This window comes from Ferrovibrio sp. (genome assembly GCF_002796975.1).
Classification (GTDB): Bacteria; Pseudomonadota; Alphaproteobacteria; order Ferrovibrionales; family Ferrovibrionaceae; genus Ferrovibrio.
In genome coordinates this window covers 86481-107579 of the sequence record NZ_PEKV01000012.1, presented here as the reverse complement: position 1 = coordinate 107579, position 21099 = coordinate 86481, and the positions used below count along the sequence as shown (strand labels likewise).

20 protein-coding genes and 2 tRNA genes are annotated in these 21099 nt (G+C 64.2%); 11 read left to right on the top strand and 11 right to left on the bottom strand.

Annotation, left to right across the window (positions count from 1 at the left end):
* Nucleotides 1–59: 59 nt before the first annotated feature.
* The gene (trxB, locus tag CTR53_RS13860; protein WP_290814405.1) at nucleotides 60–1034 is read right to left on the bottom strand and encodes a thioredoxin-disulfide reductase; all 975 of its coding nucleotides are present in this window, start codon (nucleotides 1032–1034) and stop codon (nucleotides 60–62) included.
* An 818-nt stretch (nucleotides 1035–1852) separates the two neighbouring features.
* Between trxB and CTR53_RS13855 the strand changes: the two genes are divergently transcribed.
* Nucleotides 1853–2350 (top strand): Lrp/AsnC family transcriptional regulator, encoded by a 498-nt coding sequence (locus tag CTR53_RS13855; RefSeq protein WP_290814403.1) that lies wholly within the window; start codon nucleotides 1853–1855, stop codon nucleotides 2348–2350.
* A 42-nt stretch (nucleotides 2351–2392) separates the two neighbouring features.
* Here CTR53_RS13855 and CTR53_RS13850 read toward each other — a convergent pair whose 3' ends face one another.
* The 3 genes from CTR53_RS13850 to CTR53_RS13840 all read right to left on the bottom strand — a co-directional run bounded on the left by CTR53_RS13850 (nucleotide 2393) and on the right by CTR53_RS13840 (nucleotide 4531).
* Nucleotides 2393–3034 (bottom strand): hypothetical protein, encoded by a 642-nt coding sequence (locus tag CTR53_RS13850; protein WP_290814401.1) that lies wholly within the window; start codon nucleotides 3032–3034, stop codon nucleotides 2393–2395.
* Entirely contained in the window at nucleotides 3035–4306 is a 1272-nt protein-coding gene (locus CTR53_RS13845; protein WP_290814399.1) for a hypothetical protein, read from the bottom strand.
* 149 nt (nucleotides 4307–4455) lie between these two features.
* Nucleotides 4456–4531 (bottom strand) — tRNA-Glu (locus CTR53_RS13840).
* A gap of 313 nt (nucleotides 4532–4844) precedes the next feature.
* On the opposite strand from CTR53_RS13840, the gene CTR53_RS13835 reads away from it, so the two are divergent.
* Nucleotides 4845–4919: transfer RNA gene (locus CTR53_RS13835), tRNA-Gly, on the top strand.
* Nucleotides 4920–4957: 38 nt separating this feature from the next.
* Here CTR53_RS13835 and CTR53_RS13830 read toward each other — a convergent pair.
* Complete coding sequence (locus CTR53_RS13830; protein ID WP_290814397.1) at nucleotides 4958–5650, bottom strand: glutathione S-transferase N-terminal domain-containing protein; 693 nt, start codon at nucleotides 5648–5650, stop codon at nucleotides 4958–4960.
* A gap of 199 nt (nucleotides 5651–5849) precedes the next feature.
* Complete coding sequence (locus tag CTR53_RS13825) at nucleotides 5850–6650, bottom strand: LysR family transcriptional regulator (RefSeq protein WP_290814395.1); 801 nt, start codon at nucleotides 6648–6650, stop codon at nucleotides 5850–5852.
* 107 nt (nucleotides 6651–6757) lie between these two features.
* On the opposite strand from CTR53_RS13825, the gene CTR53_RS13820 reads away from it, so the two are divergent.
* The 3 genes from CTR53_RS13820 (at nucleotide 6758) to grpE (ending at nucleotide 9280) form a co-directional block, all read left to right on the top strand.
* On the top strand, nucleotides 6758–7384 hold the full coding sequence (locus CTR53_RS13820; RefSeq protein ID WP_290814393.1) for a hypothetical protein: 627 nt from the start codon (nucleotides 6758–6760) through the stop codon (nucleotides 7382–7384).
* An 87-nt stretch (nucleotides 7385–7471) separates the two neighbouring features.
* Nucleotides 7472–8512, top strand: coding sequence for a heat-inducible transcriptional repressor HrcA (gene hrcA, locus CTR53_RS13815; protein WP_290814391.1), 1041 nt, complete (start codon nucleotides 7472–7474; stop codon nucleotides 8510–8512).
* A gap of 78 nt (nucleotides 8513–8590) precedes the next feature.
* Complete coding sequence (grpE, locus tag CTR53_RS13810; RefSeq protein WP_290814389.1) at nucleotides 8591–9280, top strand: nucleotide exchange factor GrpE; 690 nt, start codon at nucleotides 8591–8593, stop codon at nucleotides 9278–9280.
* Between the two features lie 32 nt (nucleotides 9281–9312).
* On the opposite strand, the gene CTR53_RS13805 is transcribed toward grpE, so the two are convergent.
* The 3 genes from CTR53_RS13805 to rarD all read right to left on the bottom strand — a co-directional run bounded on the left by CTR53_RS13805 (nucleotide 9313) and on the right by rarD (nucleotide 11765).
* Nucleotides 9313–9945, bottom strand: a complete 633-nt coding sequence (locus CTR53_RS13805) for an alpha-ketoglutarate-dependent dioxygenase AlkB (RefSeq protein ID WP_290814387.1) — start codon at nucleotides 9943–9945, stop codon at nucleotides 9313–9315.
* A gap of 65 nt (nucleotides 9946–10010) precedes the next feature.
* Nucleotides 10011–10724 carry a bifunctional nicotinamidase/pyrazinamidase gene (gene pncA / locus CTR53_RS13800; protein ID WP_290814384.1) on the bottom strand — a complete coding sequence of 238 codons (714 nt, stop codon included), beginning with the start codon at nucleotides 10722–10724 and terminating at the stop codon, nucleotides 10011–10013.
* A gap of 108 nt (nucleotides 10725–10832) precedes the next feature.
* Nucleotides 10833–11765 (bottom strand): EamA family transporter RarD, encoded by a 933-nt coding sequence (gene rarD, locus CTR53_RS13795; protein ID WP_290814381.1) that lies wholly within the window; start codon nucleotides 11763–11765, stop codon nucleotides 10833–10835.
* Nucleotides 11766–11961: 196 nt separating this feature from the next.
* Here rarD and dnaK point away from each other — a divergent pair, with 196 nt between their 5' ends.
* The 3 genes from dnaK to dapB all read left to right on the top strand — a co-directional run bounded on the left by dnaK (nucleotide 11962) and on the right by dapB (nucleotide 16031).
* Complete coding sequence (gene dnaK, locus CTR53_RS13790) at nucleotides 11962–13905, top strand: molecular chaperone DnaK (protein ID WP_290814378.1); 1944 nt, start codon at nucleotides 11962–11964, stop codon at nucleotides 13903–13905.
* Nucleotides 13906–13993: 88 nt separating this feature from the next.
* Complete coding sequence (dnaJ, locus tag CTR53_RS13785; RefSeq protein WP_290814375.1) at nucleotides 13994–15142, top strand: molecular chaperone DnaJ; 1149 nt, start codon at nucleotides 13994–13996, stop codon at nucleotides 15140–15142.
* A gap of 73 nt (nucleotides 15143–15215) precedes the next feature.
* A complete protein-coding gene (gene dapB, locus CTR53_RS13780; protein ID WP_290814374.1) occupies nucleotides 15216–16031 on the top strand; it encodes a 4-hydroxy-tetrahydrodipicolinate reductase in 816 nt (271 codons plus the stop codon).
* Nucleotides 16032–16152: 121 nt separating this feature from the next.
* Here dapB and CTR53_RS13775 read toward each other — a convergent pair whose 3' ends face one another.
* Nucleotides 16153–16671: a DUF2244 domain-containing protein gene (locus CTR53_RS13775; protein ID WP_290814371.1), complete on the bottom strand. Its 519-nt coding sequence runs from the start codon at nucleotides 16669–16671 to the stop codon at nucleotides 16153–16155.
* A 104-nt stretch (nucleotides 16672–16775) separates the two neighbouring features.
* On the opposite strand from CTR53_RS13775, the gene CTR53_RS13770 reads away from it, so the two are divergent.
* The 3 genes from CTR53_RS13770 (at nucleotide 16776) to CTR53_RS13760 (ending at nucleotide 19707) form a co-directional block, all read left to right on the top strand.
* Nucleotides 16776–18017 (top strand): threonine ammonia-lyase, encoded by a 1242-nt coding sequence (locus tag CTR53_RS13770; protein WP_290814368.1) that lies wholly within the window; start codon nucleotides 16776–16778, stop codon nucleotides 18015–18017.
* Nucleotides 18018–18099: 82 nt separating this feature from the next.
* On the top strand, nucleotides 18100–18861 hold the full coding sequence (locus tag CTR53_RS13765; protein WP_290814365.1) for a glucose 1-dehydrogenase: 762 nt from the start codon (nucleotides 18100–18102) through the stop codon (nucleotides 18859–18861).
* 18 nt (nucleotides 18862–18879) lie between these two features.
* The gene (locus CTR53_RS13760; RefSeq protein ID WP_290815203.1) at nucleotides 18880–19707 is read left to right on the top strand and encodes a GMP synthase; all 828 of its coding nucleotides are present in this window, start codon (nucleotides 18880–18882) and stop codon (nucleotides 19705–19707) included.
* On the opposite strand, the gene CTR53_RS13755 is transcribed toward CTR53_RS13760, so the two are convergent.
* On the bottom strand, nucleotides 19651–21099 hold a 1449-nt coding region (locus CTR53_RS13755), incomplete at its 5' end, for an RsmB/NOP family class I SAM-dependent RNA methyltransferase (protein ID WP_367158979.1). The two genes, CTR53_RS13760 and CTR53_RS13755, sit on opposite strands and share 57 nt — an antisense overlap.

The window sequence follows — 21099 nt, the reverse complement described above, 5'->3', positions numbered from 1 at the left end:
CCCCCTCAGATATCCGACGCGCTTGCAGTCGCGCCTGGACTAAAAAAACCGAATGAAAATCAGTCGGCGGCGTCTGCCGCCGCCGCTTCGCTATGCGCGTGATGTGCGATGAACTTCTCGGCTTCCAGCGCGGCCATGCAGCCGGTGCCGGCGGCGGTGACGGCCTGGCGATAAATCTTGTCCTGCACGTCGCCGGCGGCGAACACGCCGGCCACGGCGGTCTGCGTCGTGCCCGGCTTGGTGGTGAGATAGCCTTCGCTATCCAGCGGCAGCTGGCCCTTAAACAGTTCGGTATTCGGCGTGTGGCCAATGGCGACGAAGAAGCCGTCGGTCGCAACCTCCTGTGTCGCGCCGGTCTTGACGTGCTTGAGCCGCACGCCGGTGACGCCCTTGCCCTCTTCGCCGAGAATCTCGTCGACCGTGTGATCCCAGATCACCTTGATCTTGGGATTGGCGAACAGGCGCTGCTGCAGGATCTTTTCGGCCCGGAAACTGTCGCGGCGATGCACCAGCACCACTTCGGTGGCGTGGTTGGTGAGATACAGCGCCTCTTCCACGGCGGTGTTGCCGCCGCCGACGACCACGACCTTCTTGCCGCGATAGAAGAAGCCGTCGCAGGTGGCGCAGGCCGAGACGCCAAAGCCCTGCCAGGTCTGCTCGCTCGGCAGGCCGAGCCACTTGGCCTGCGCACCGGTGGCGATGATCAGCGTATCGGCAATATAGGTGTCACCGCCGTCTCCTTTGGCCACGAAAGGCCGCTTCGAGAGATCGACCGACACGATGTAGTCGTTGAGGATGGTGGTGCCGACATGCTTGGCCTGCGCCTCCATCTGCTCCATCAGCCAGGGGCCCTGGATGGTTTCGGCAAAGCCCGGATAATTTTCGACGTCGGTGGTGATGGTGAGCTGGCCGCCCGGCTGCAGGCCATGCACCAGGATCGGCTGCAGCGAGGCGCGCGCGGCATAGATGGCAGCCGTCAGTCCGGCCGGGCCGGAGCCGAGAATGAGAACCTTGGTGCGGTGGGTGGTGGCCATGGCGTGATGCGACTCCGAGACAGACTAAAACACTGAAAACGAGCAGTTTCCGATTATGACAGCGGGCGGATCAGGTGCAAGGGAAAGGCCTGCTGAATGCCGAAAGCGCAGCAATGACGCGGCCTCACTCCAAGGTCAAATGACATGCCAATGAAACCTCCGTGTGCGACTCGCCATTCAACCTGTCGAGCCACCCCTGTCGATATAGCGCAGCGGTGCCGGTTTGCGGACCGCAGACCGTGACGTCGGTCATAACCGGGCGGGCAAGTCTGCGTGAGGTTGTCCGCAGGATCGCCCGAAGGACCGGATCGGCCGGAGGCCAGGTCCCGTGGGCACCGGATCAGGGGCCCATGCGGCACAAGGTCCACGGGTGCTGGCCCAGGCCAATTTAGTGCCGGGTCAGGGTCGGAGCGGTTCGTTTGCGTTCGTTTGGCTTCGTTTGCGTTCGTTCGTGTTCGTTTTGCTTCGTTCGTGTTCGTTTGCGTTCGTTTGGCTTCGTTTGGCTTCGTTTGGTGTTCGTTGGCGCTCGCGTTAACCGATTTTTCCACCTGGAGGCGAACCAGCAGGTTCAGCGCGCCCCCCTGTGCGCTTCGGCGGGCGCCGCTGCGGGCAGATGGCGATATTCGGTTGCCCAACCAGAATCGCCCGCCGACAAAGCCGGCAGGATTAATCAGAACATATTAAGAACATTTCCTCAAAAATCAAGCCCGATCGCCTGCAATTTTGCGCATGCGCAATTTTCTTTCCGGCCTGAGGCTTGGAATCTTGCTCAATTTTATAATATTATTGCGTCAATCATCCCTCCCGAGAAAATTTCCATGCAACGCGTCAAGCTCGACCTCATCGACCGCAAGATTCTTAACGACCTGCAGGCCGATGGCCGCATGACCAATGTCGACCTCGCCCAGCGGGTCGGCATTTCCGCCCCGCCCTGCCTGCGCCGCGTGCGCGCCCTGGAGGAGGCCGGCTATATCAAGGGGTATCACGCGGACCTCAATCCGCAGCTGCTGGGCTATGGCGTCACGGTCTTCGCGATGGTGGGGCTGAACAGCCAGGCCGAGCATGACCTGGTGGCCTTCGAGCAGACCGTGGCCGGCTGGGCCCAGGTGCGCGAATGCTACATGCTGGCCGGTGAGAACGACTTCATCCTGAAAATCGTCGCCCGCGACTGGGACGCCTATCAGACGTTTTTGACGCGAGAACTGACGGCGTTGCAAAACGTCGCGCATGTGAAAACCGCGCTGACCATCCGCTGCTCGAAAAGCGAACCCGGCGTGCCGGTGGATATGCCGGCGGAGGAAAACGCGGCGGAGTGAGGGGCGGTTGCTGACTGCCGCGACCTGACGACGGCGAGCCGGTCAGGTCAGGGGAATATCTTTGTTTAACCGGCCGTCGTCTTGCCGGGTCACGTCGATGTCGCCGGTAGTCTTGCGCGAGGTGTAGTAGAGCCCTGTAAGGCGGTTCGGGTTCTCGTCGAGATCAACCTGAAGCCACGCCATGCCGTCGTGCGGCTGGCTACGATGCCCCACACTAGCCTGCGGGTTGTTGTGGTAGCCGTACCATATGCGATAGCAGCCGGTGTCGCGGAAAGCCTGCAGCGACTCTCGCGACGAACTAGACCTCGACTCCCCTGTCTTGAGCGAGACGTTGATGTCGAACAGCGCTTGCCGGATCGTGATGGTGCAGTCGATGGGCGGAGGGCTGGCCTTCGTCACGGGATCAGCCCATGTCGATACCAGCTTGCCCGTCCAGACCCCGTTAAGGTCCGGGAAAACCCACCGATTGAGCTTTGGGAACCAGCGCCAGAGGGTACGCCAGAAAAGCCGAGCGGCCCCACCAAGCCCAACGATGATGATTGAGGTGATCAACGAGACAAGGCGCCAAGGGCTCAGCGCCTCGCCGCCGCCCCACTGGAGAGCAGCTTCAACCGCGAGGGCCAGGAGCAGGGTACAGGCGACGATAATGCAAACCTGCCACCACTTAGGGACCAGTGCCCACACTCAAGCATTCCCGAGGTGGGTTACAACGGCATCCATGAAATTGCGGGCCTGCGCGAAGGTCCACGCCTGTCCCGGTTGGAACAAATGCTTCACGCCACTGATCTCCAGCATCGTCCTCTCTGCGTCGGGAGCTGCGAGCCGGGCCTGCATACGCAGTGCAATCCGGCGAACACGGCCGTACAAGTCCTCGTCGTGGAGAAAGTAGCCGTCCTCAACAGCGTAGACGAGGCACTCAACAAGGAATGACGGCACGCGAGCGCCAGCAATGCCACGCCCCTCCATGTCGTCGCGCAGCGCCTTGAAGATGCGGACCATCCTCTTGAACCGATGCGCCGTGTTTTGTCGCTTCGCCTTACCATTGCGATGATGCAGATCGGGGAAATTGTATATCCAGCCTGCATTGCCAATGATGGCAACGCCCTCGGTCGTGATGTAACGCGACCAATCAGACACCCAGTCGATGATGTGCAGCCGGACGCAGGGGACAACATCCACCATTGCCCGGCTGCCGGTGATGCCCCTTACCTTGATCGCTTTCGAGCCTGGAACGATGTTCGCCGCACCGAACCGCTTCGCCAGCGCAGCCGACGTGTGCGCGCGCATGTCGCTGAAAATGTCGCCGAATTTCCGACCCCCGGCCGCGTAGCCGAGCGCGCCCCTTGCGTACTGCGGCACGACATTGGGCCCGAACACGACATTCACGGCCGGATGAACTAGCCGAAGGTCAATGTCGGAGTCACGCCTGACATTCGTGTTGTTGAAATATGATCCCTGTTGGCAGAGTTCGAGGCCTTGATCCACCAACCAGCTCGAAGCCGACAGTGCCGCGCGGACGTTCGCCGCTGCGCGCTCAATGGTGCCCTCCTCAGACACACTCGCCGGCCGCTGCCAGTGCGCGAAGCGATCATTCCAGTCCCGGCGGCTGCGATAGTTCTCCTCTAGGAGACGGGCTAAGGCGCCCGCCGAGTTGATGCTGCTGAGCGAGATGAAGTCCGCAATGCCCAGACCGTCTGCCACGGCTTTCGCGGAGTGCGGCGTATACGGTTCTAGCAACGGCGTGAGCCCGAAGACATCGAGCGCCTTAGCTGCAGCCGATGCCTGTCCCATGCTGGCGAGGCTGCGGAACAACTCGTTGTCCATGTAGGTCGGCGGGGGCGGCGGAGGCTGCTGCTGGCCCAAGGCTGTAATCAATCGAAACAGCTCACCCCCGCCCGGCTGATCCGAGAACAGGTGGTCGAAGGGGTTTCGAGGTGGCGGCTTTCCGAAGGTCATGGCATCCCGCGAGTCTGTTGCCATTATACCACGGTTGGGCCGATTCCCCGAATCGGGGCAATGCCTCATCTCGATAGCAATCGGAGACAGGCTACGATACGCCTCAGATCGAGGCGGTCTCACACATCTGGATTTGATTGAAGAAAGTCTGGCGTCCCCACGGGGATTCGAACCCCGGTTTGCGCCGTGAGAGGGCGCCGTCCTGGGCCTCTAGACGATGGGGACCCACAATCGCGACGGACCGGCCGTCTGCGAGGTCGCACCAGATACAGGAGCGGCCCGAAGGGCGCAAGGCCTTTCCCCCGCCGGTGCCCGAATAACCCCAGTTTCGCCAGCCGTTTGGCGGTTGCGGCCGGCCCGCCGGAAGCCATTGGCCGGGCGACTCTTTTGCGGTTTATTTTGTCAAACGAGACGCTTGCATCGGGGTTTTGGCTGGGTATAGTGCGCGCCTGCAACCGGCACCCCGCCGGTTGGTCGTTCCCGGCCCCGGCCGGAGCGTCGCCGGGTTCCCCGGCCTTTCCGGTTTCACCGGCGCCGAGCGGGCGTAGCTCAGGGGTAGAGCACAACCTTGCCAAGGTTGGGGTCGAGGGTTCGAATCCCTTCGCCCGCTCCATTCTCTCCCAGCATCAGGACTGAAGAACGCGGCCCAGCCTAGGCCGCCGTCACCTGCAGGCCGCGCTGCACCGCCGGACGTGCGAGGCCACGATCGAGCCAGGCCTGCACCTGACGAAAGCGCTCGAAGCCGACGAGTTCGCGCGCTTCGTAGAAACCGATGAGATTGCGCACCCAGCCCAGCAGGGAAATATCGGCGATGCTGTAGTCGGCGCCCATCACCCAGTCGCGGCCGGCAAGCCGTTCGTCGAGGACACCGAGCAGCCGCGCCGACTCGGCGACGTAGCGGTCGCGCGGGCGTTTGTCCTCATAGGATTTGCCGGCGAATTTGTTGAAGAAACCCACCTGGCCGAACATCGGCCCGACCCCGCCCATCTGCCACATCAGCCACTGGATCGTTTCGTAGCGGATGCGCGGATCGGCCGAGATGAATTTGCCGGTTTTGTCGGCAAGATAAAGAAGGATCGCACCTGACTCGAACAGCGCGAGCGGCGCGCCGCCCGGCCCGTCAGGATCGTAGATCGCCGGAATCTTGCCATTGGGGTTGAGCGCAAGAAATGCCGCATCGTGGCTTTCATTCGCCATCAGATCGATGCGGTGCGGCTCATAGGCGATACCGGTTTCCTCGAGCATGATCCCGACCTTCACCCCGTTGGGTGTCGGCGCGGAAAAGAGTTGCAGCCGCTCAGGGTGCCGTGCCGGCCAGCGCGCGAAAATCGGATGATCGAGCATCACTTTCTTCTCTCTGGTTTGCCAATGCGGCCGACAGGATTTCAGATTGACCCGCCGGCGCAGCAACAGGAAGGTTCCTCTCAGGATCGAACATATTCTTAAAGCATTCGCCAGAAAATACATGGCCGCGGCATGACGGTCTCGATGACATTCGCCGCGCACACGGGTTCACGCCCTGCGGCGCTTGCGCGCAGCCGCCTTACGCGGCACCGCCATCGCATCTTCCAGACAGAGCCTGAGCCCGGTGCGGGCGCGGTCGATCAGGTCGGCCGCGCTGCGCGTCGAATAGACCGCATGCACCGAATAGGAGAATTCCGGCGCGTCTTTTACGGGATGCAGCCGGCCTTCCAGCAGCCAGGGCCGCACCACGCTGTAGCGGAAATAGCCGCAGCCGCCAGCACTGAGCAGATAGCTGAGCGCCAGCGGCCCGAGCGAAATCGACACGGCGGGATTGACCAGATCGGGAAAGGCCGCGTGCTGGCTGGTGGCAAAAACCGGNNACCATCACCAGCTTTTCCTCGGCCAGAAGTTCGATGGCGAGATCCGATTTCGGCGGTGGACTGTAGACCACCGCCAGATCGAGCGAACCATTCTGCACCTTGTCGAGCAGCAGCGCCGGCGGATTCACTTCCACACGCAGCGCGGTCTGCGAATGCTGCTGCCGCATCCACAGCAGCCAGTTGGTCAGCAGCGGACTCCACAGACTCGACTCGCCGCCGATGCTGATTGCGTTGGCATGACCCGGCGGCAGCGCGACCCGCTGGCGCGCCCGCTCCCACACCTGCACCAGCGTGAGTGCATCACCCTGGAAGCGTTCGCCCGCCGCGGTGAGATGCGCACCGGATTTGTTGCGCACGAACAGGCGCTGGCCAAGCTGATCCTCCAGCGTGCGGATACGCGCACTCACCGCCGTCTGCGTCAGGTTGAGCCGCTCGGCGGCGGCGATGAAGCTGCCGCTGTGCAGGATTTCCAGGAAGGTGCGGGCCAGGTCGATATCCATGGGAATAATATCAATATTAATGTATTTAAATTGCAATTGAATTTATTAGTTTCATTTCAATATCAGCGCGACACTGGCATCCGAAGCAATTGTCAGGGCCTCGTGCCATGCCGGAATTCGATCCCGCACAATCGTTCAGCCTGTCCTGGCCCAGCGCAGCAGCGGGCTTTCAGTTCACTTTCGCCGACCTGTTCGTCGCCGCCAGCGTGGCCCTGGTGCTGGCCTATCGTTTCGGCTGGCGCAGCACGCTCAGCGGCACTCTGGCCGGTGCCGGCCTGGTCCTCGCCCTCGCCGCTGTGCAGGACAATATCGGCCCGGGCCTGACCGCGCGCTGGCTGTCGCCCCTGCTGCTGCTCGGGCTTGGCGCTTACCTGATCTACCAGTTCATGGCAGGCCTGAGTCTGCGCGACACCGACCAGCCGGTGCCATCCGGCGATACTGTTGGCTGGAGCCGCGCGCCCAGCCTGCCGAATGCCGTGCTGGCCGCCTGGGCGGCGCTGGCGCAGGGGCCGGAGATTGCCGACGGCTGGCTCGGCGCCTCGGCCAGTATCGGTGCAGCCTCCGCCTCGACGGGACTTGCGCTCGGACTGGCGATCCTCGGCCTGCTGGCCTGGGCCTGCGGCAGCACCGGCATGTTCCGCCGCATCCCGGCCTATGCGCTGGACGGCGTCTCCGCCTGCATGGTGACCGCCTATGGCAGCTGCTTCCTCGCCTTCGCCATCGCGGCGGTGTGAGCCCAGGCTGACACTGATACTCCATGAAGCCACGGATCAGCCTGCCCGGCATTGACGGCGCGCAGCTGGCTTCTTAAGTCTGGAGCCATGATCCAGGAGATGAGCCAGCGCAGCCGCGAAATCCTGCGGCTTGTGGTCGAGACCTATATGACGACCGGCGAGCCGGTTGGCTCGCGCTTCATTTCCAAGAAGCTGGAACACCGGCTGTCGCCCGCCAGCATCCGCAACACCATGGCCGACCTGGAGGAGGCCGGGCTGCTCTATGCGCCGCATACCTCGGCCGGAAGGCTGCCGACCGAAATCGGCCTGCGGCTGTTCGTCGACGGCCTGCTGCAGGTCGGCGACCTGACGCAGGACGAGCGCAGCTCCATCGAGGGCCGCTGTGCCGCCTCGGGCCGCGGTTTCCAGGATGTGCTGAAGGAAGCCACCGGCGTGCTGTCGGGCCTGTCGGGCCATGCCGGGCTGGTGGTGGCGCCGAAGGAAGACGCGCCGCTGCGTCATGTCGAATTCGTGCCGCTGTCGCCGGGCAAGGCGCTGGTGGTGATGGTGTCTGAATCCGGCCAGGTCGAAAACCGCATGATGGACCTGCCGGCGGGCCTGACCGAAACCGCCCTGGCCGAGGCCGGCGAGTTCCTGTCGCGCCGCCTGAAGGGCCGCACCATGGCAATGGCGCGCAGCGAAATCCTGCACGAGCTGCAGCAGCGCAAGGCCGAGCTGGACCAGTTGGCCGCACGCGTGGTGGAGGCCGGCCTGGCCGTCTGGGGCGGCGCGGAAGCAGATCGCGGCGGCACGCTGATTGTGCGCGGCAGCGCCAACCTGCTGGACGACGTGGCGGCGATGGCCGATCTCGAACGCATCCGAAATCTGATGGAAGAGCTGGAAAATTCCGAGGAGATGCTGCGCCTGATCGACCTCACCCAGGGCGGCGAAGGTGTGCGCATTTTCATCGGCTCGGAAAACACTTTGTTCCGCCGCGCCGGCTGTTCGCTGATCGTGGCGCCGCTGCAGAACCAGCAGCAGCGTATCGTCGGCGCCATCGGCGTGATCGGTCCGACGCGCATGAATTATGCCCGCGTGGTGCCGATGGTGGATTTTACAGCCCAGGTCGTCGGCAGGCTTATTGGCTAAAATCCGCGGGAACTACGCCTCCCCCCTTTCATTTCGGTATCGGCATCCGTATATGCAGGGCCTTGAAGAGAGACCCCGATGAGCAAGAACGAACGTATTGAACCGACCCTGAATACCGCGCCGCTGAACCAGCCTGGCGCCCAGCCCGGCCATTACCAGCCACCGCGCCAGGAGCCGGCGCCGGCGCCGGACGCGCCGCAGCTGGAACCCACGCCGGAACCGGCACCGGCCCCCGCTGCCGCGCCGACCGGCAATGACGCGCTGGCGAAGGCCCAGGCCGAGATCGCCGAACTGAAGGATCGCCTGCTGCGCACCGCGGCCGAAAGCGAGAACCTGCGCAAGCGCATGGAGCGCGAGAAGGAAGACGCACTGAAATACGGCGCGGCAAAATTCTCGAAAGACATTCTGACTGTCGCCGACAACCTGCGCCGCGCGATTGAAAATGTTCCAAAGGCGGAAGCCGAGGCCAGCGAATCGGTGCGCAATCTCGTCGTCGGCATCGAAGCCACCGAGCGCGAGTTGCTGACGGTGTTCGAACGCCACGGCATCACGCGGATCGACCCGAAGGGCCAGCGCTTCGATCCCAACCAGCATCAGGCGATGTTCGAGGTGCAGGATCCGACCCAGCCGAGCGGCGTCGTGGTACAGGTGATCGCCGCAGGATATATGCAGCATGGCCGCCTGCTGCGCGCCGCCATGGTCGGCGTGTCGAAGGGCGGGCCGACGCCGGACATCCAGCCCGGCCAGTCGATCAACACCCAGGCCTGATCAATCAAACCTGCGCTGCGGCGTGCGGACGATTACGTCACCCGCCGCAGCGTCAGATTGATCCGCCCGCCGCCGGGCACCAGACGACTGGTACCCGGCAATACACGGTCGATGCCGTGAAAGGCCAGCCGCGCTTCGCCGCCCAGCACCAGCACATCGCCCGATGAGAGCTTGAACGCGCGCGTCGGCGCCTTCCGCGTGGTGCCGCCGAGCCGGAACAGCGCTTCGTCGCCCAGCGAGATTGACACCACCGGCGCCGAGAAATCCGCCTCGTCGCGGTCCTGATGCAGGCCCATCTTCGCGGTGTCGCGATAAAGGTTGATCAGGCAGGCCTCTGGCTCGGAGGCCTCGGGGACGACTGCGCGCCAGACATCCAGCGCGATCTGCGGGATGGCCGGCCAGGCCCGGCCGGTCTCGGGATGCTGCGCGATATAGCGATAGCCGCCGTCCTTGTCGGTATACCAGCCGAGTGCGCCGGCATTGCTCATCGCCACGCTCATCTTCTGGCCGGTTTTCGGCATCGCCGCGTGATAAGCCGGTGCCTCGGCCAGCACCGCCTGCACGGCCGCCATCAGGTCGCGCTGCCGCGTGGCATCGAGAAAGCCCAGCAGCAGTCGGAAGCCGGGCAGCGGCGCAAAAACCGTTCCAGAATCGGTGCGGGGCATGGCCTGACTCTGGTGCCTGCGCCGCGATTGTCCAGTCGTAGCCTCGGCGCAGTCTTGCGGTCAGATCAGGCGAGGTCGCCCGACTGGATGCGTTTGACGCCTGCAGTCTTCATCGAGATCCAGGCCTTGCCCAGCGAACCCTGGGCGTCGATACCGCGACAGGCATCCTCGATTACATAAGTCTCGAAACCCTGCTTGCGCGCATCCATCGCGGTCCAGGCGACGCAGAAATCAGTGGCCAGCCCGGCCACGAAAACCCGCGTCATGCCGCGCTGCTTCAGATAACCGCCAAGACCGGTCGAGGTCTTGCCATCGGCCTCGGTGAAAGCCGAGTAGCTATCGACACCCTTGTGGAAACCCTTGCGGATCACCAGCTGCGCATGCGGGATGCTGAGATCCTTTACGAGCGATGCGCCTTCGGTGCCCTGCACGCAATGGTCGGGCCACAGTACCTGATCGCCGTAAGGCAGCTTCACGGCCTCGAACGGCTTCTTGCCGGCGTGTTGCGAGGCAAAGGACACATGATCGGCGGTGTGCCAGTCCTGCGTCAGCACCACGTTTTCGAAGCCTGTGGCGATTTTGTTGATGAGAGGCACGATCACATCGCCGTCCTTCACTGCCAGGCTGCCGCCGGACACGAAGCAGTTCTGCACATCGACCACGATCAGCACGCTCTTGCTGCCATGCGCGACCTTGCCGGCAGCGAAGACAGACGGGCCGGGCAGGCCAGCGGCCAGCGCCGCACCTCCGAGGCTCAGCATCACCTGACGACGATTCATCGAAACCCCCGCTTGTGATTGGTCCTGCGGGTCAGCAAAGACCCTTTATCGACGCGGGTCCAATGCTTTTTGTGCCTGCCAGACACTGCCTCTTTGGCGGGCAGCAAATCACGCCGCCCGGCGCACCGCCTGCCAGGAGGTCCAGCTGTAGACGATCAGCGCGGCCCAGATGAAGGCGAAAGCCACCGCATGCGCGCCGGTGAAGGTCTCGTTCCACAGCAGCACGGCCAGCAGGAACTGCAGCGTGGGCGAGAGATACTGCAGCAGGCTCATGGTGGCGACGCGCAGCCGGCGCCAGCCGGCGGCGAACAGCACGAGCGGCGCAGTCGTCACCGGCCCGGCCAGCAGCAGCAGGGCATGCGTCCAGCCATCGGCGCTGCCGAAGGCGCCCTGCCCGCTCCAGACCAGCCAGCCGAGATAGGCCAGCGCGAAGGGCAGCAGCACCATGGTTTCGACCGTCAGGCCGATCAGGCTGTCGACCGGGAAACTCTTGCGGATCAGGGCGTAAAAGCCCCAGCTGACCGCGATGATCAGCGACAGCCAGATTGCGGAATCGGCATTGCCGATCAGCACCGCAACGCCTGCGGCTGCAAGGCCGAATGCGCCCCACTGCACAGCCGTCATCCGCTCCTTCAGCACCAGCCGGCCGAGCAGCACGGTGAACAGCGGATTGATGTAGTAGCCCAGGCTGCAGGCGATCACCTGGCCGCGGTCGATCGCCCAGACGAAGACCAGCCAGTTGGACAGCAGGAAGACCGCAGTGGCGGCCAGCGCCTTGCGCAGGCGCGGATTGCGCAGCACGGCCAGCCATTCCTTCCGCTTGCCGATCACCAGCAGGATGGCGAGGCAGAGCAGGCAGGACCACAGCACCCGATGGGCGTTCAGTTCCAGCAGGGGTACCCCGGCGGCACCGACGGCCTTGAAATAGAGAGGGGAAATTCCCCAGATAAAATAACCCCCTAGCCCGAATCCGATGCCCGCCCAGGGTAAGGTGGGCTTTGCCGGGGTTGCAGACTGGCCCGGAATCGCAGATTCGGTCATCGTTTCCTCACAGCCGGGGTGGCCGACCGGGGCATAGTTCACCGGATTGCCATGGCTTTATGGACATTTTTTGCCCCGCACCCGTTGCGGGACCGGGGTTGCCCACTTACATACCCGGCGAACAGTTGAACCGAAAGGGGTCCGCCGCCGCGCTTGGATCAAGGCTGCCGCGGACTGCCGGAAAGAGGAGTGAGACATGGCCAAAGTCATTGGCATCGATCTGGGTACCACCAATTCCTGCATCGCCATCATGGATGGCAAGACTCCGAAGGTTGTCGAGAATGCCGAAGGCGCGCGCACCACGCCGTCGATGGTTGCCTTCGCCAAGGACGGCGAACGCCTGATCGGCCAGCCGGCCAAGCGCCAGGCTGTTACCAACCCGGAAAACACGCTCTTCGCCGTGAAGCGCCTGATCGGCCGCGCCTTCAGCGATGACGCCACCCGCCGCTTCACCGAGATGGTGCCCTACAAGGTCGTCAAGGGCGACAACGGCGACGCCTGGGTCGGCGCGCAGGACGAGAAATACAGCCCGAGCCAGGTCTCGGCCTTCATCCTGCAGAAGATGAAGGAAACCGCTGAAAGCTTCCTCGGCGAGAAGGTGACGCAGGCCGTCATCACCGTGCCGGCCTACTTCAACGACGCGCAGCGCCAGGCGACGAAAGACGCCGGCCGCATTGCCGGTCTCGAAGTGCTGCGCATCATCAACGAGCCGACCGCGGCGGCGCTGGCCTATGGCCTCGACAAGCAATCGGACGGCAAGAAGATCGCGGTCTATGACTTGGGCGGCGGTACTTTCGACGTCTCGATCCTCGAGATCGGCGACGGCGTGTTCGAAGTGCGCTCCACCAACGGCGACACCTTCCTCGGCGGTGAAGACTTCGACCTTCGCCTGGTCGATTACTTCGCCACCGAATTCAAGAAGGAACAGGGCATCGACCTGCGCAGCGACCGTCTGGCGCTGCAGCGCCTGAAGGAAGCTGCCGAAAAGGCCAAGATCGAGCTGTCGTCGGCGACGCAGACCGAAGTGAACCTGCCTTTCATCACCGCCGATGCCTCGGGTCCGAAGCATCTGGTGATGAAGCTGACCCGCGCCAAGCTTGAGGCGCTGGTCGACGACCTGATCCAGCGCACCGTCGAGCCCTGCAAGAAGGCGCTCAAGGATGCCGATCTCTCGGCTGGCGACATCGACGAAGTCGTACTCGTCGGCGGCATGAGCCGCATGCCGAAGGTGATCGAGGTCGTGAAGCAGCTGTTCGGCCGCGAACCCCACAAGGGCGTCAACCCGGATGAAGTTGTGGCCATCGGCGCCGCCATCCAGGCCGGCGTGCTGCAGGGCGACGTCAAGGACGTGCTGCTGCTCGACGTGACCCCGCTGTCGCTGGGCATCGAGACGCTGGGTGGCGTGTTCACCAAGCTGATCGAGCGCAACACGACGATCCCGACCAAGAAGAGCCAGGTCTTCTCCACCGCCGAGGACAACCAGGGCGCGGTGACGATCCGGGTCTTCCAGGGCGAGCGCGAAATGGCGGCCGACAACAAGCTGCTGGGCCAGTTCGACCTGGTCGGCATCCCGTCGGCGCCGCGCGGCGTGCCGCAGATCGAGGTGACCTTCGACATCGACGCCAACGGCATCGTGCATGTCTCGGCCAAGGACAAGGGCACCGGCAAGGAGCAGCAGATCCGCATCCAGGCGTCGGGCGGTCTGTCGGAAGACGACATCAAGAAGATGGTCAAGGACGCCGAGGAGCATGCCGCAGAAGACAAGAAGCGTCGTGAATCTGTAGAGGCCAAGAACCAGGCCGAAACCCTGATCCACGCCACCGAAAAGACCATCGCCGATCTGGGCGACAAGGCTCCGGCCGCGGAGAAGGGCGAAGCCGAAGCCGCGATTGCCGAACTGCGCAAAGCCATCGAGGCTGATGACGCCGAAGCGATCAAGGCCAAGGCGCAGAGCTTGAGCCAGATCGCCATGAAGCTGGGCGAGGCGCTGTACAAGAACCAGGGCGCCGCGGAAGGCGACGCCGGCGCAGACTCGGCTGGCGGCGGTGCATCCGCTGGCGGTGAGGAAAGCGCCAAGAAGGATGACGGCGTCGTCGACGCCGAGTTCGAAGAAGTCAAAGACGACAAGAAAAAGAAGTAAGCCTGCGGGCAGACCGGGCGCCGTCGGAAATCGACGGCGCCCGGTTCCGCTTTAGGGACTTAAAGCTGGCGGGCGGGATTTTCGCGGTATGGCGAGCAAGCGCGATTACTATGAAGTTCTTGGCGTGGCCAAGACGGCGAATGCGGAAGAGCTGAAAAAGGCTTTCCGCAAACAGGCCATGCAGTTCCATCCGGATCGCAATCCGGACAATGCCGAAGCCGAGCACAAGTTCAAGGAAGTCAGCGAAGCCTACGATGTGCTGCGCGACGACCAGAAGCGCGCGGCCTATGACCAGTATGGCCATGCGGCTTTCGAGGGCGGCATGGGCGGTCGCGGCGGCGGCCAGGGCTTCGACTTTACCTCCTTCTCCGACATCTTCGACGACCTGTTCGGCGAATTCATGGGCGGCCAGCGTGGCGGTCCGCGCAGCGGCGGCAATCGCGGCTCGGACCTGCGCTACAATCTCGAAATCACCCTGGAAGACTGCTTCAAAGGCAAGGCGGCCAAGATCCGCGTGCCGACTTCGATCGCCTGCGAATCCTGCGACGGTTCCGGCGCCGAGGCCGGCGCGCAGCCGATTGCCTGCCCGACCTGCAAAGGCGCCGGCAAGGTGCGCGCGCAGCAGGGCTTCTTCACCATCGAACGCGCCTGTCCGACCTGCGGCGGCGCCGGCCGTGTGATCGAAAAACCCTGCAAGGTCTGCGGCGGCGCCGGTCGCACCCATAAGGAAAAGACGCTGAGCGTGGATATTCCCGCCGGCGTGGATGAAGGCAACCGCATTCGCCTCGCCGGCGAAGGCGAAGCGGGGCTGCGCGGCGGCGCGGCGGGCGATCTCTATGTCTTCCTCAGTGTAAAGCCGCACCGGCTGTTCCGCCGCGAGGGCCAGCACCTGCATTGCCGCGTGCCGGTCTCGATGACCACGGCAGCACTCGGCGGTGCGGTGGAAGTGCCGACGCTGGATGGCGGCCAGGCCCGGATTACGCTGCCCGAGGGCACGCAGACCGGCAAGCAGTTCCGCCTGCGTGGCAAGGGCATGCCGTCGCTGCAGCAATCCGGTTTCGGCGCCGGCAACGGCGACCTCTATATCCAGGTGATGGTGGAAACGCCGGTGAAGCTCTCCAGGAAGCAGCGCGAGCTGCTGGAGGAATTCGCCAAGCTGGATTCTGAGGAAAGCAGCCCGGAAAGCACCGGCTTCTTCGACAAGGTGAAGGAAATGCTCGGCGGCAAGGCCGAGTAACCCTACCCTTCCCGCCTTCACCACCCGTCTGCTAGACTGCGCTGACGTTCAAGCAGTTCTTGTGGGGAGCATCATGTCCGCAGTTCGCATCGGCATCGTCGGCGTCGCCGGCCGCATGGGCCAGGCCATCACGCGCGAGATCGCCGCCAGCCAGGGCGCAGCCGTGGTCGCCGGCGGCATCGAGCAGCCGGGCAACCCCGCACTGGGCAAGGATCCGGGCGTGCTGGCCGGCACGGGCCCGACCGGCGTGCAGATCACCGAGGATGCCGCCGCCCTGTTCGGCAACGTCGATGTGGTGATCGATTTCTCGCCGCCCGCTGCTGTCGGCCGCCACGCGGCGCTGGCTGCACAGGGCAAGACCGCCTATGTGGTCGGCACGACCGGTCTGGAGCAGGCGCAGTTCGACGCGCTGGAAAAGGCCTCGCATCACTGCGCCGTGGTGCAGAGCTACAATATGAGCCTCGGCGTCAACATCCTGGCCGGGCTGACTCGCCAGGTGGCGGCAGCGCTGGGCGAGGACTGGGATATCGAGATCGTCGAGATGCATCACCGCATGAAGGTGGATGCGCCGAGCGGCACCGCCATTCTGCTCGGCGAGATGGCCGCACTCGGTCGCGGGCAGCCGCTGGAGAAGATTTCCGATCGCGGCCGCGACGGCATCACCGGCGAACGCAAGCGCGGCGATATCGGCTTCGCAGCTCTGCGCGGCGGCAATGTTGCGGGCGAGCATAGTGTGATCTTCGCCGCCGATAACGAGCGGATCGAACTGACGCACAAGGCCACCGACCGCAGCATCTTCGCGCGCGGCGCGGTGCGGGCGGCGATCTGGACCAAGGGCAAGCTGCCCGGCCTCTATCGCATGGCCGACGTGCTGGGGCTGAACGGCTGATCAGTTCGCAACGCCCCAACACATTTGTCATGCCCGGCCTCGACCCTAGCATCCCGTTTCGTAAGCAAAAAATGGGATCCTCGGGTCAAGCCCGAGGATGACGATTAGGGATGGTGCGATATTAAGCCTCGGTAATCGGGCGCAGACCCGCGCCCTGCGGCTGACGCCAGCGCACCAGCGCTTCACGCAGGCCTTCCGCCAGATGGCGGCGCTCATCAGGACTCAGGAAGGCGCCGAGCGTGAGCGCGCGGCCATGACTCCAGAGGCGTAAATTGGCGCTTTCGTCCTCGGCATCGCATTCGATGCGCAGCCAGTAGGGCTGCAGCCGCCAGACCTGTTCGCGGCCCTTGAGATCGACGCGGCGCACTTCCAGCGCGTTATTATCCAACCGGATGAATTCGCGTGCGCGCTGCTGGCGGTAGCTGTATTTGAAGGCGAGATACACCAGCAGCACATCCAGGCCGCAGAAAGCAAAGACCGGCCAGGCGCCAAGCAGCCAGAAGGCCAGACCGGCGCCGAGATTGCCCAAAGCCACCACGCCGATCAGGATGGCAAAGCCGCGCGGCCCCAGCGAGCGATAGGGTTTCAGCTCGATGTCGAAAATGGCCGGCTGGCCGCTATGGTCCGATGAATGGTCCATGACCCTAGGCTACCCCCCGAACCATTCCCGGCCAACCCGTATATGAGTGACCCGGCAGCAACGCCCGATTATACTGGGTTATCCGCAGTTTAGTTGGCACACCGATGACCAGTCTCGCGCCCCAAAAAGCAGATAGCCCGATCACGCTCGCCGATATCCGCGACGCAGCAGCCCGCATCAAGGGCGCAGTGGCCGAAACGCCCTGCCTGCATTCGCGCACACTGTCCGAACTGACCGGCGCGCAGGTCTGGCTGAAATTCGAGAACCATCAGTTTACGGCGAGCTTCAAGGAGCGTGGCGCGCTCAACAAACTGCTGCAACTGACCGAGGCCGAGCGCAAGCGCGGCGTGATCGCCATGTCGGCCGGCAACCATGCACAGGGCGTTGCCTATCATGCCGGGCGGCTGGGCATTCCCGCCACCATCGTGATGCCAACGATCACGCCCTTTGTGAAGGTGCGGCATGTGAAAGCCTTCGGCGCGAAAGTGGTAATGGAAGGCGACACGCTGGTGGAGTCTGCCGCCCATGCGCGTGCGCTGGCGGAACAGCAGAATCTCGTCTTCGTGCATCCGTACGACGACCCCGCCATCATGGCCGGCCAAGGCACCGCCGTGATCGAGATGCTGGGCCAGGCGCCGGAGTTGCAGGATCTGATCGTGCCGGTCGGCGGCGGCGGGCTGATCGCCGGCATTGCCGTGGCGGCCAAGGCGCTCAAGCCCGACCTGCGGATCTTCGGTGTCGAAAGCGAACTTTACACGGCGATGTATCAGCAGATGCACGGTTTACCAGTACACGTGGGGGGCATTTCGATTGCCGAAGGCATCAGCGTGCGCGATATCGGCCGCGCGCCGATGGATGTGGCGCGGCGCTATGTCGATGACGTGCTGATCGCGCGCGAAGCCGATATCGAGCGTGCCATTGTGGCGCTGGTGGAAATCGAGAAGACCGTCACCGAGGGTGCGGGTGCTGCCGGCCTCGCCGCTTTGCTGGCCGATGCCTCGCGCTTCAAGGGCCGCCATGTCGGGATCGTGCTGTCGGGCGGCAATATCGATACCCGCCTGCTCGCCTCTGTGCTGATGCGCGGGCTGGTGCGAGACGGCCGGCTGGCGCGCGTCATCGTCATGACCGACGACGCGCCGGGGCGCCTCGCCAAGGCGGCCGGCGTGATCGGCGCGGCCGGCGTCAACATCGTGGAAGTGGCGCACCAGCGCCTGTTCACGCTGGCCTCGGCCAAGTCGACCGAGATCGAATTCGTCGTCGAAGCCCGCGACCGCGCCCATCTGCAGGAGCTGCTGACGGCACTGGCCGCCGCCGGCCTGCCGGCCAAGGTCGAGGAACCGGATTAATCCTGCATATCTGACGCTACGGCAGGTTTGCCGCAGCCCGGGAATCTTGGCATCCTTCCCTCAAATCAAAAGGGAGGACATCATGGCCCGCGTAGCGAACAAGGTCGCGCTGATCACCGGCGGCGCATCCGGTCTGGGCAAGGCGACCGCCGAACTGCTGGCTGCCGAGGGCGCCAAGGTCGTGGTCGCCGACCGCAATCTGGACGGCGCGCGCAAAGTGGCCGAAGCCATCGGCAGGAATGCCATCGCCGTCAATCTGGATGTCACCAACGAGCAGCAATGGATCGCAGCGCTGGATGTGACCGAGACAGCGTTCGGCAAGCTGAACGTGATGGTGCATTCGGCCGGCGTCGGCGTGCTGAAGAACATCGAGGATATCAGCGTCGAGGAATGGCATTTCGTGCATAACGTGAACCTGCACGGGCCCTTCCTGGGCATCAAACACGGCCTGCCGCGCATGAAGAAACACGCGCCCGGCTCGATCATCATCATCTCGTCGGTGTCGGGGATCATCGCCGGCCACAATATGTCGGCCTACAACACCTCGAAGGCTGGCGCGCGCATGCTGGCCAAGACCACGGCGCTGCATTGCGCCAAGCGCAAATACGACATCCGCTGCAATTCGGTGCACCCCACCTTCATCGACACGCCGATGGTGCAGAGCATGATCTATGCCGGCGGCGATCCGGCCGACCGCCGCGCCAAGCTGGAGGCGCAGGTGCCGCTCGGCCGGCTCGGCGAACCGATCGATGTCGCCAACTGCATCCTGTATCTGGCGTCCGATGAGTCGAAGTTCGTCACCGGCACGGAATTCGTGCTGGATGGCGGCATTACGGCGCAGTAACTGCGCAGGTTGGGCGTGATGGCCGCCACAGGCAGCCATCATGTCACCTTCTCAGGCCGGCCGAATCGCGCCATATTAAGCGGCATGAACGCTCCGGCGAACATGCCCTCCATCCTGATGATCGTACATCAGGAAAGCTCCGATCCCGGCCGCATCGGCGAGCAGCTGCGGGCGCGCGGCTATCATCTTGATATCCGCCGGCCCTGCCTGGGCCAGGACCTGCCCGGCAACATGAGCGGCCATGACGGCTGCGTGGTCTTTGGCGGCCCGATGAGCGCCAACGACGACCACCTGGATTTCATCCGCAAGGAAATCGACTTCATCCCGACAGCTGTGGCCAGCGGCAAGCCGTATCTCGGTGTCTGCCTCGGTGCGCAGTTGCTGGCGCGCGCCGGCGGCGCCACTGTGGCGCCACATGCCGAGGGCTGGCACGAGATCGGCTATTACGCGGTGAAGCCGACGCCGAAGGGTCGCGAGCTGTTTCCCGATCCGCTGCATATCTTCCAGTGGCATGGCGAGGGCTTCGACCTGCCACGGGGCGCGGTGCGGCTGGCCTCCACCGGCTGGTTCCCCAACCAGGCAATGCGGATCGGCAGCAATGCCTATGGTCTGCAGTTCCACCCGGAAGTGACCGAAGCGATGATGCGGCGCTGGTCGCAATATGCCGGCCATCGTCTGCTGCTGCCCGGCGCGCAGGCGCGCGATGCGCTGCGCGCAGGCTGCGCCAAACACGAGCCTGGGATTTCCAGCTGGCTCAGCGGTTTTCTCGACCGCTGGCTCAACAAGACGTCAGCTGCGGATCAGAATGGCGGCGAAGAAGCCGTCCGTGCCGTGGCGGCCGGGTGACAGGCTCAAATACGGCCCCGGCACCGGACAGGCGCCACCCACCGTTTTCGCCCAGACATCATTGACCGGCAGAACGCTGAACTCGGGATGGCGCTTGAGGAAAGCCGCCACCTGATCTTCGTTCTCTTCCACCAGCACTGAGCAGGTCACATACACCAGCCGGCCGCCCTTAGGTGCCACCAGCTTTGCAGCGCGATCGAGGATTTCGGCCTGGCGCGGCCCCAGCTCATCGAGATCCTGCTGACTCAGCCGCCATTTGGCATCGGGCTTGCGGCGCCAGGTGCCGGTGCCGGTGCAGGGCGCATCGACCAGCACGCGCTCGGCCTTCTCGGCATGGCGCTTGATCCACTTGCCATCGATTTCGCGCGTTTCGGCATTGTGCACGCCGGCGCGGCGCAACCGCTGCTTGGCCTGGGTCAGACGGATCGTGCTGACATCCATCGCCACGAGGCGGCCGTTATTCTGCATCGCAGAGGCCAGCACGAGAGTCTTGCCGCCGGCGCCGGCGCAGAAATCGACCACGAATTTGCAGTTTGCGGCATCGACCAGCTGGGCCGCGAGCTGCGAGCCCTCGTCCTGCGGTTCGACCAGGCCCTCGGCATGCGCCTGCGTGTTGTTCACGTAAGCCTGCGGCGAGAGGCGCAAACCTATGGGCGAGAACGGTGTCGGCTGGCTGCGCAGGCCTTCGGCCTGCAACGCGCTGGCTGCCGCTTCGCGCGTGGTCTTCAGCCGGTTGACACGCACATCGAGCGGTGCGGCACGCAGCATGGCGGCGAGTTCGAGATCGAGATCGGCGCCGAAACGTTTTTTCAGCTGCGGCATAATCCAGTCCGGCACGCTGTGTTTCGCCGCCGGTGGCATGTCGGGATGTTCCAGCGTATGGCCTTCAAGCCGACGCAGCAAAGCCGACACCACATCGTCCTCGCCGCCGAACAACCAGAGCAGGCCATCGGCTTTCGCGCCGCTGGAGAGAATGCGATAGGCGGCGACACGCAGGCGCGCATCGGGCGGCAGGCCGGTCTTCCCGCCGCTGATCCACCAGTCGAGCCGGCCGCGCAGGCGCAGCACTTCGTCGACCGTGTGCAGCAGCGCCTCGCGCTCGGCTTCGTCGTAGAGCTTGTGATGCTGCTTCATCCAGGCCTGGCGCACGCGGTCGCCGGTGTCGCGACTGGGAAACATCGCATCCAGCAGGTTCACGGCGCCTTCCAGCACCTTGCGGCTGCTGCCGACACGGATCTTGTCAGACTTCCGCTCACTCCGCTCCCCGGGATGCGCCCCACGTTCAGCGCGACGCCCGTCGCGTGGCCTGCCTTCACGCGACCTGTCTTGACGCGGTCCGTCCTTGTAGGGGCGATCCTCGCGTGGGCGACGTTCCTCGCGCGGCATTTCAGC

Excerpts from the sequence above, each read along its gene's own strand:
- trxB (WP_290814405.1), bottom strand. The coding sequence starts at position 1,034 with ATGGCCACCACCCACCGCACCAAGGTTCTCATTCTCGGCTCCGGCCCG.
- CTR53_RS13855 (WP_290814403.1), top strand. The coding sequence starts at position 1,853 with ATGCAACGCGTCAAGCTCGACCTCATCGACCGCAAGATTCTTAACGAC.
- CTR53_RS13845 (WP_290814399.1), bottom strand. The coding sequence starts at position 4,306 with ATGACCTTCGGAAAGCCGCCACCTCGAAACCCCTTCGACCACCTGTTC.
- CTR53_RS13830 (WP_290814397.1), bottom strand. The coding sequence starts at position 5,650 with ATGCTCGATCATCCGATTTTCGCGCGCTGGCCGGCACGGCACCCTGAG.
- CTR53_RS13820 (WP_290814393.1), top strand. The coding sequence starts at position 6,758 with ATGCCGGAATTCGATCCCGCACAATCGTTCAGCCTGTCCTGGCCCAGC.
- hrcA (WP_290814391.1), top strand. The coding sequence starts at position 7,472 with ATGATCCAGGAGATGAGCCAGCGCAGCCGCGAAATCCTGCGGCTTGTG.
- grpE (WP_290814389.1), top strand. The coding sequence starts at position 8,591 with ATGAGCAAGAACGAACGTATTGAACCGACCCTGAATACCGCGCCGCTG.
- CTR53_RS13805 (WP_290814387.1), bottom strand. The coding sequence starts at position 9,945 with ATGCCCCGCACCGATTCTGGAACGGTTTTTGCGCCGCTGCCCGGCTTC.
- pncA (WP_290814384.1), bottom strand. The coding sequence starts at position 10,724 with ATGAATCGTCGTCAGGTGATGCTGAGCCTCGGAGGTGCGGCGCTGGCC.
- rarD (WP_290814381.1), bottom strand. The coding sequence starts at position 11,765 with ATGACCGAATCTGCGATTCCGGGCCAGTCTGCAACCCCGGCAAAGCCC.
- dnaK (WP_290814378.1), top strand. The coding sequence starts at position 11,962 with ATGGCCAAAGTCATTGGCATCGATCTGGGTACCACCAATTCCTGCATC.
- dnaJ (WP_290814375.1), top strand. The coding sequence starts at position 13,994 with ATGGCGAGCAAGCGCGATTACTATGAAGTTCTTGGCGTGGCCAAGACG.
- dapB (WP_290814374.1), top strand. The coding sequence starts at position 15,216 with ATGTCCGCAGTTCGCATCGGCATCGTCGGCGTCGCCGGCCGCATGGGC.
- CTR53_RS13775 (WP_290814371.1), bottom strand. The coding sequence starts at position 16,671 with ATGGACCATTCATCGGACCATAGCGGCCAGCCGGCCATTTTCGACATC.
- CTR53_RS13770 (WP_290814368.1), top strand. The coding sequence starts at position 16,776 with ATGACCAGTCTCGCGCCCCAAAAAGCAGATAGCCCGATCACGCTCGCC.
- CTR53_RS13765 (WP_290814365.1), top strand. The coding sequence starts at position 18,100 with ATGGCCCGCGTAGCGAACAAGGTCGCGCTGATCACCGGCGGCGCATCC.
- CTR53_RS13760 (WP_290815203.1), top strand. The coding sequence starts at position 18,880 with ATGGCCGCCACAGGCAGCCATCATGTCACCTTCTCAGGCCGGCCGAAT.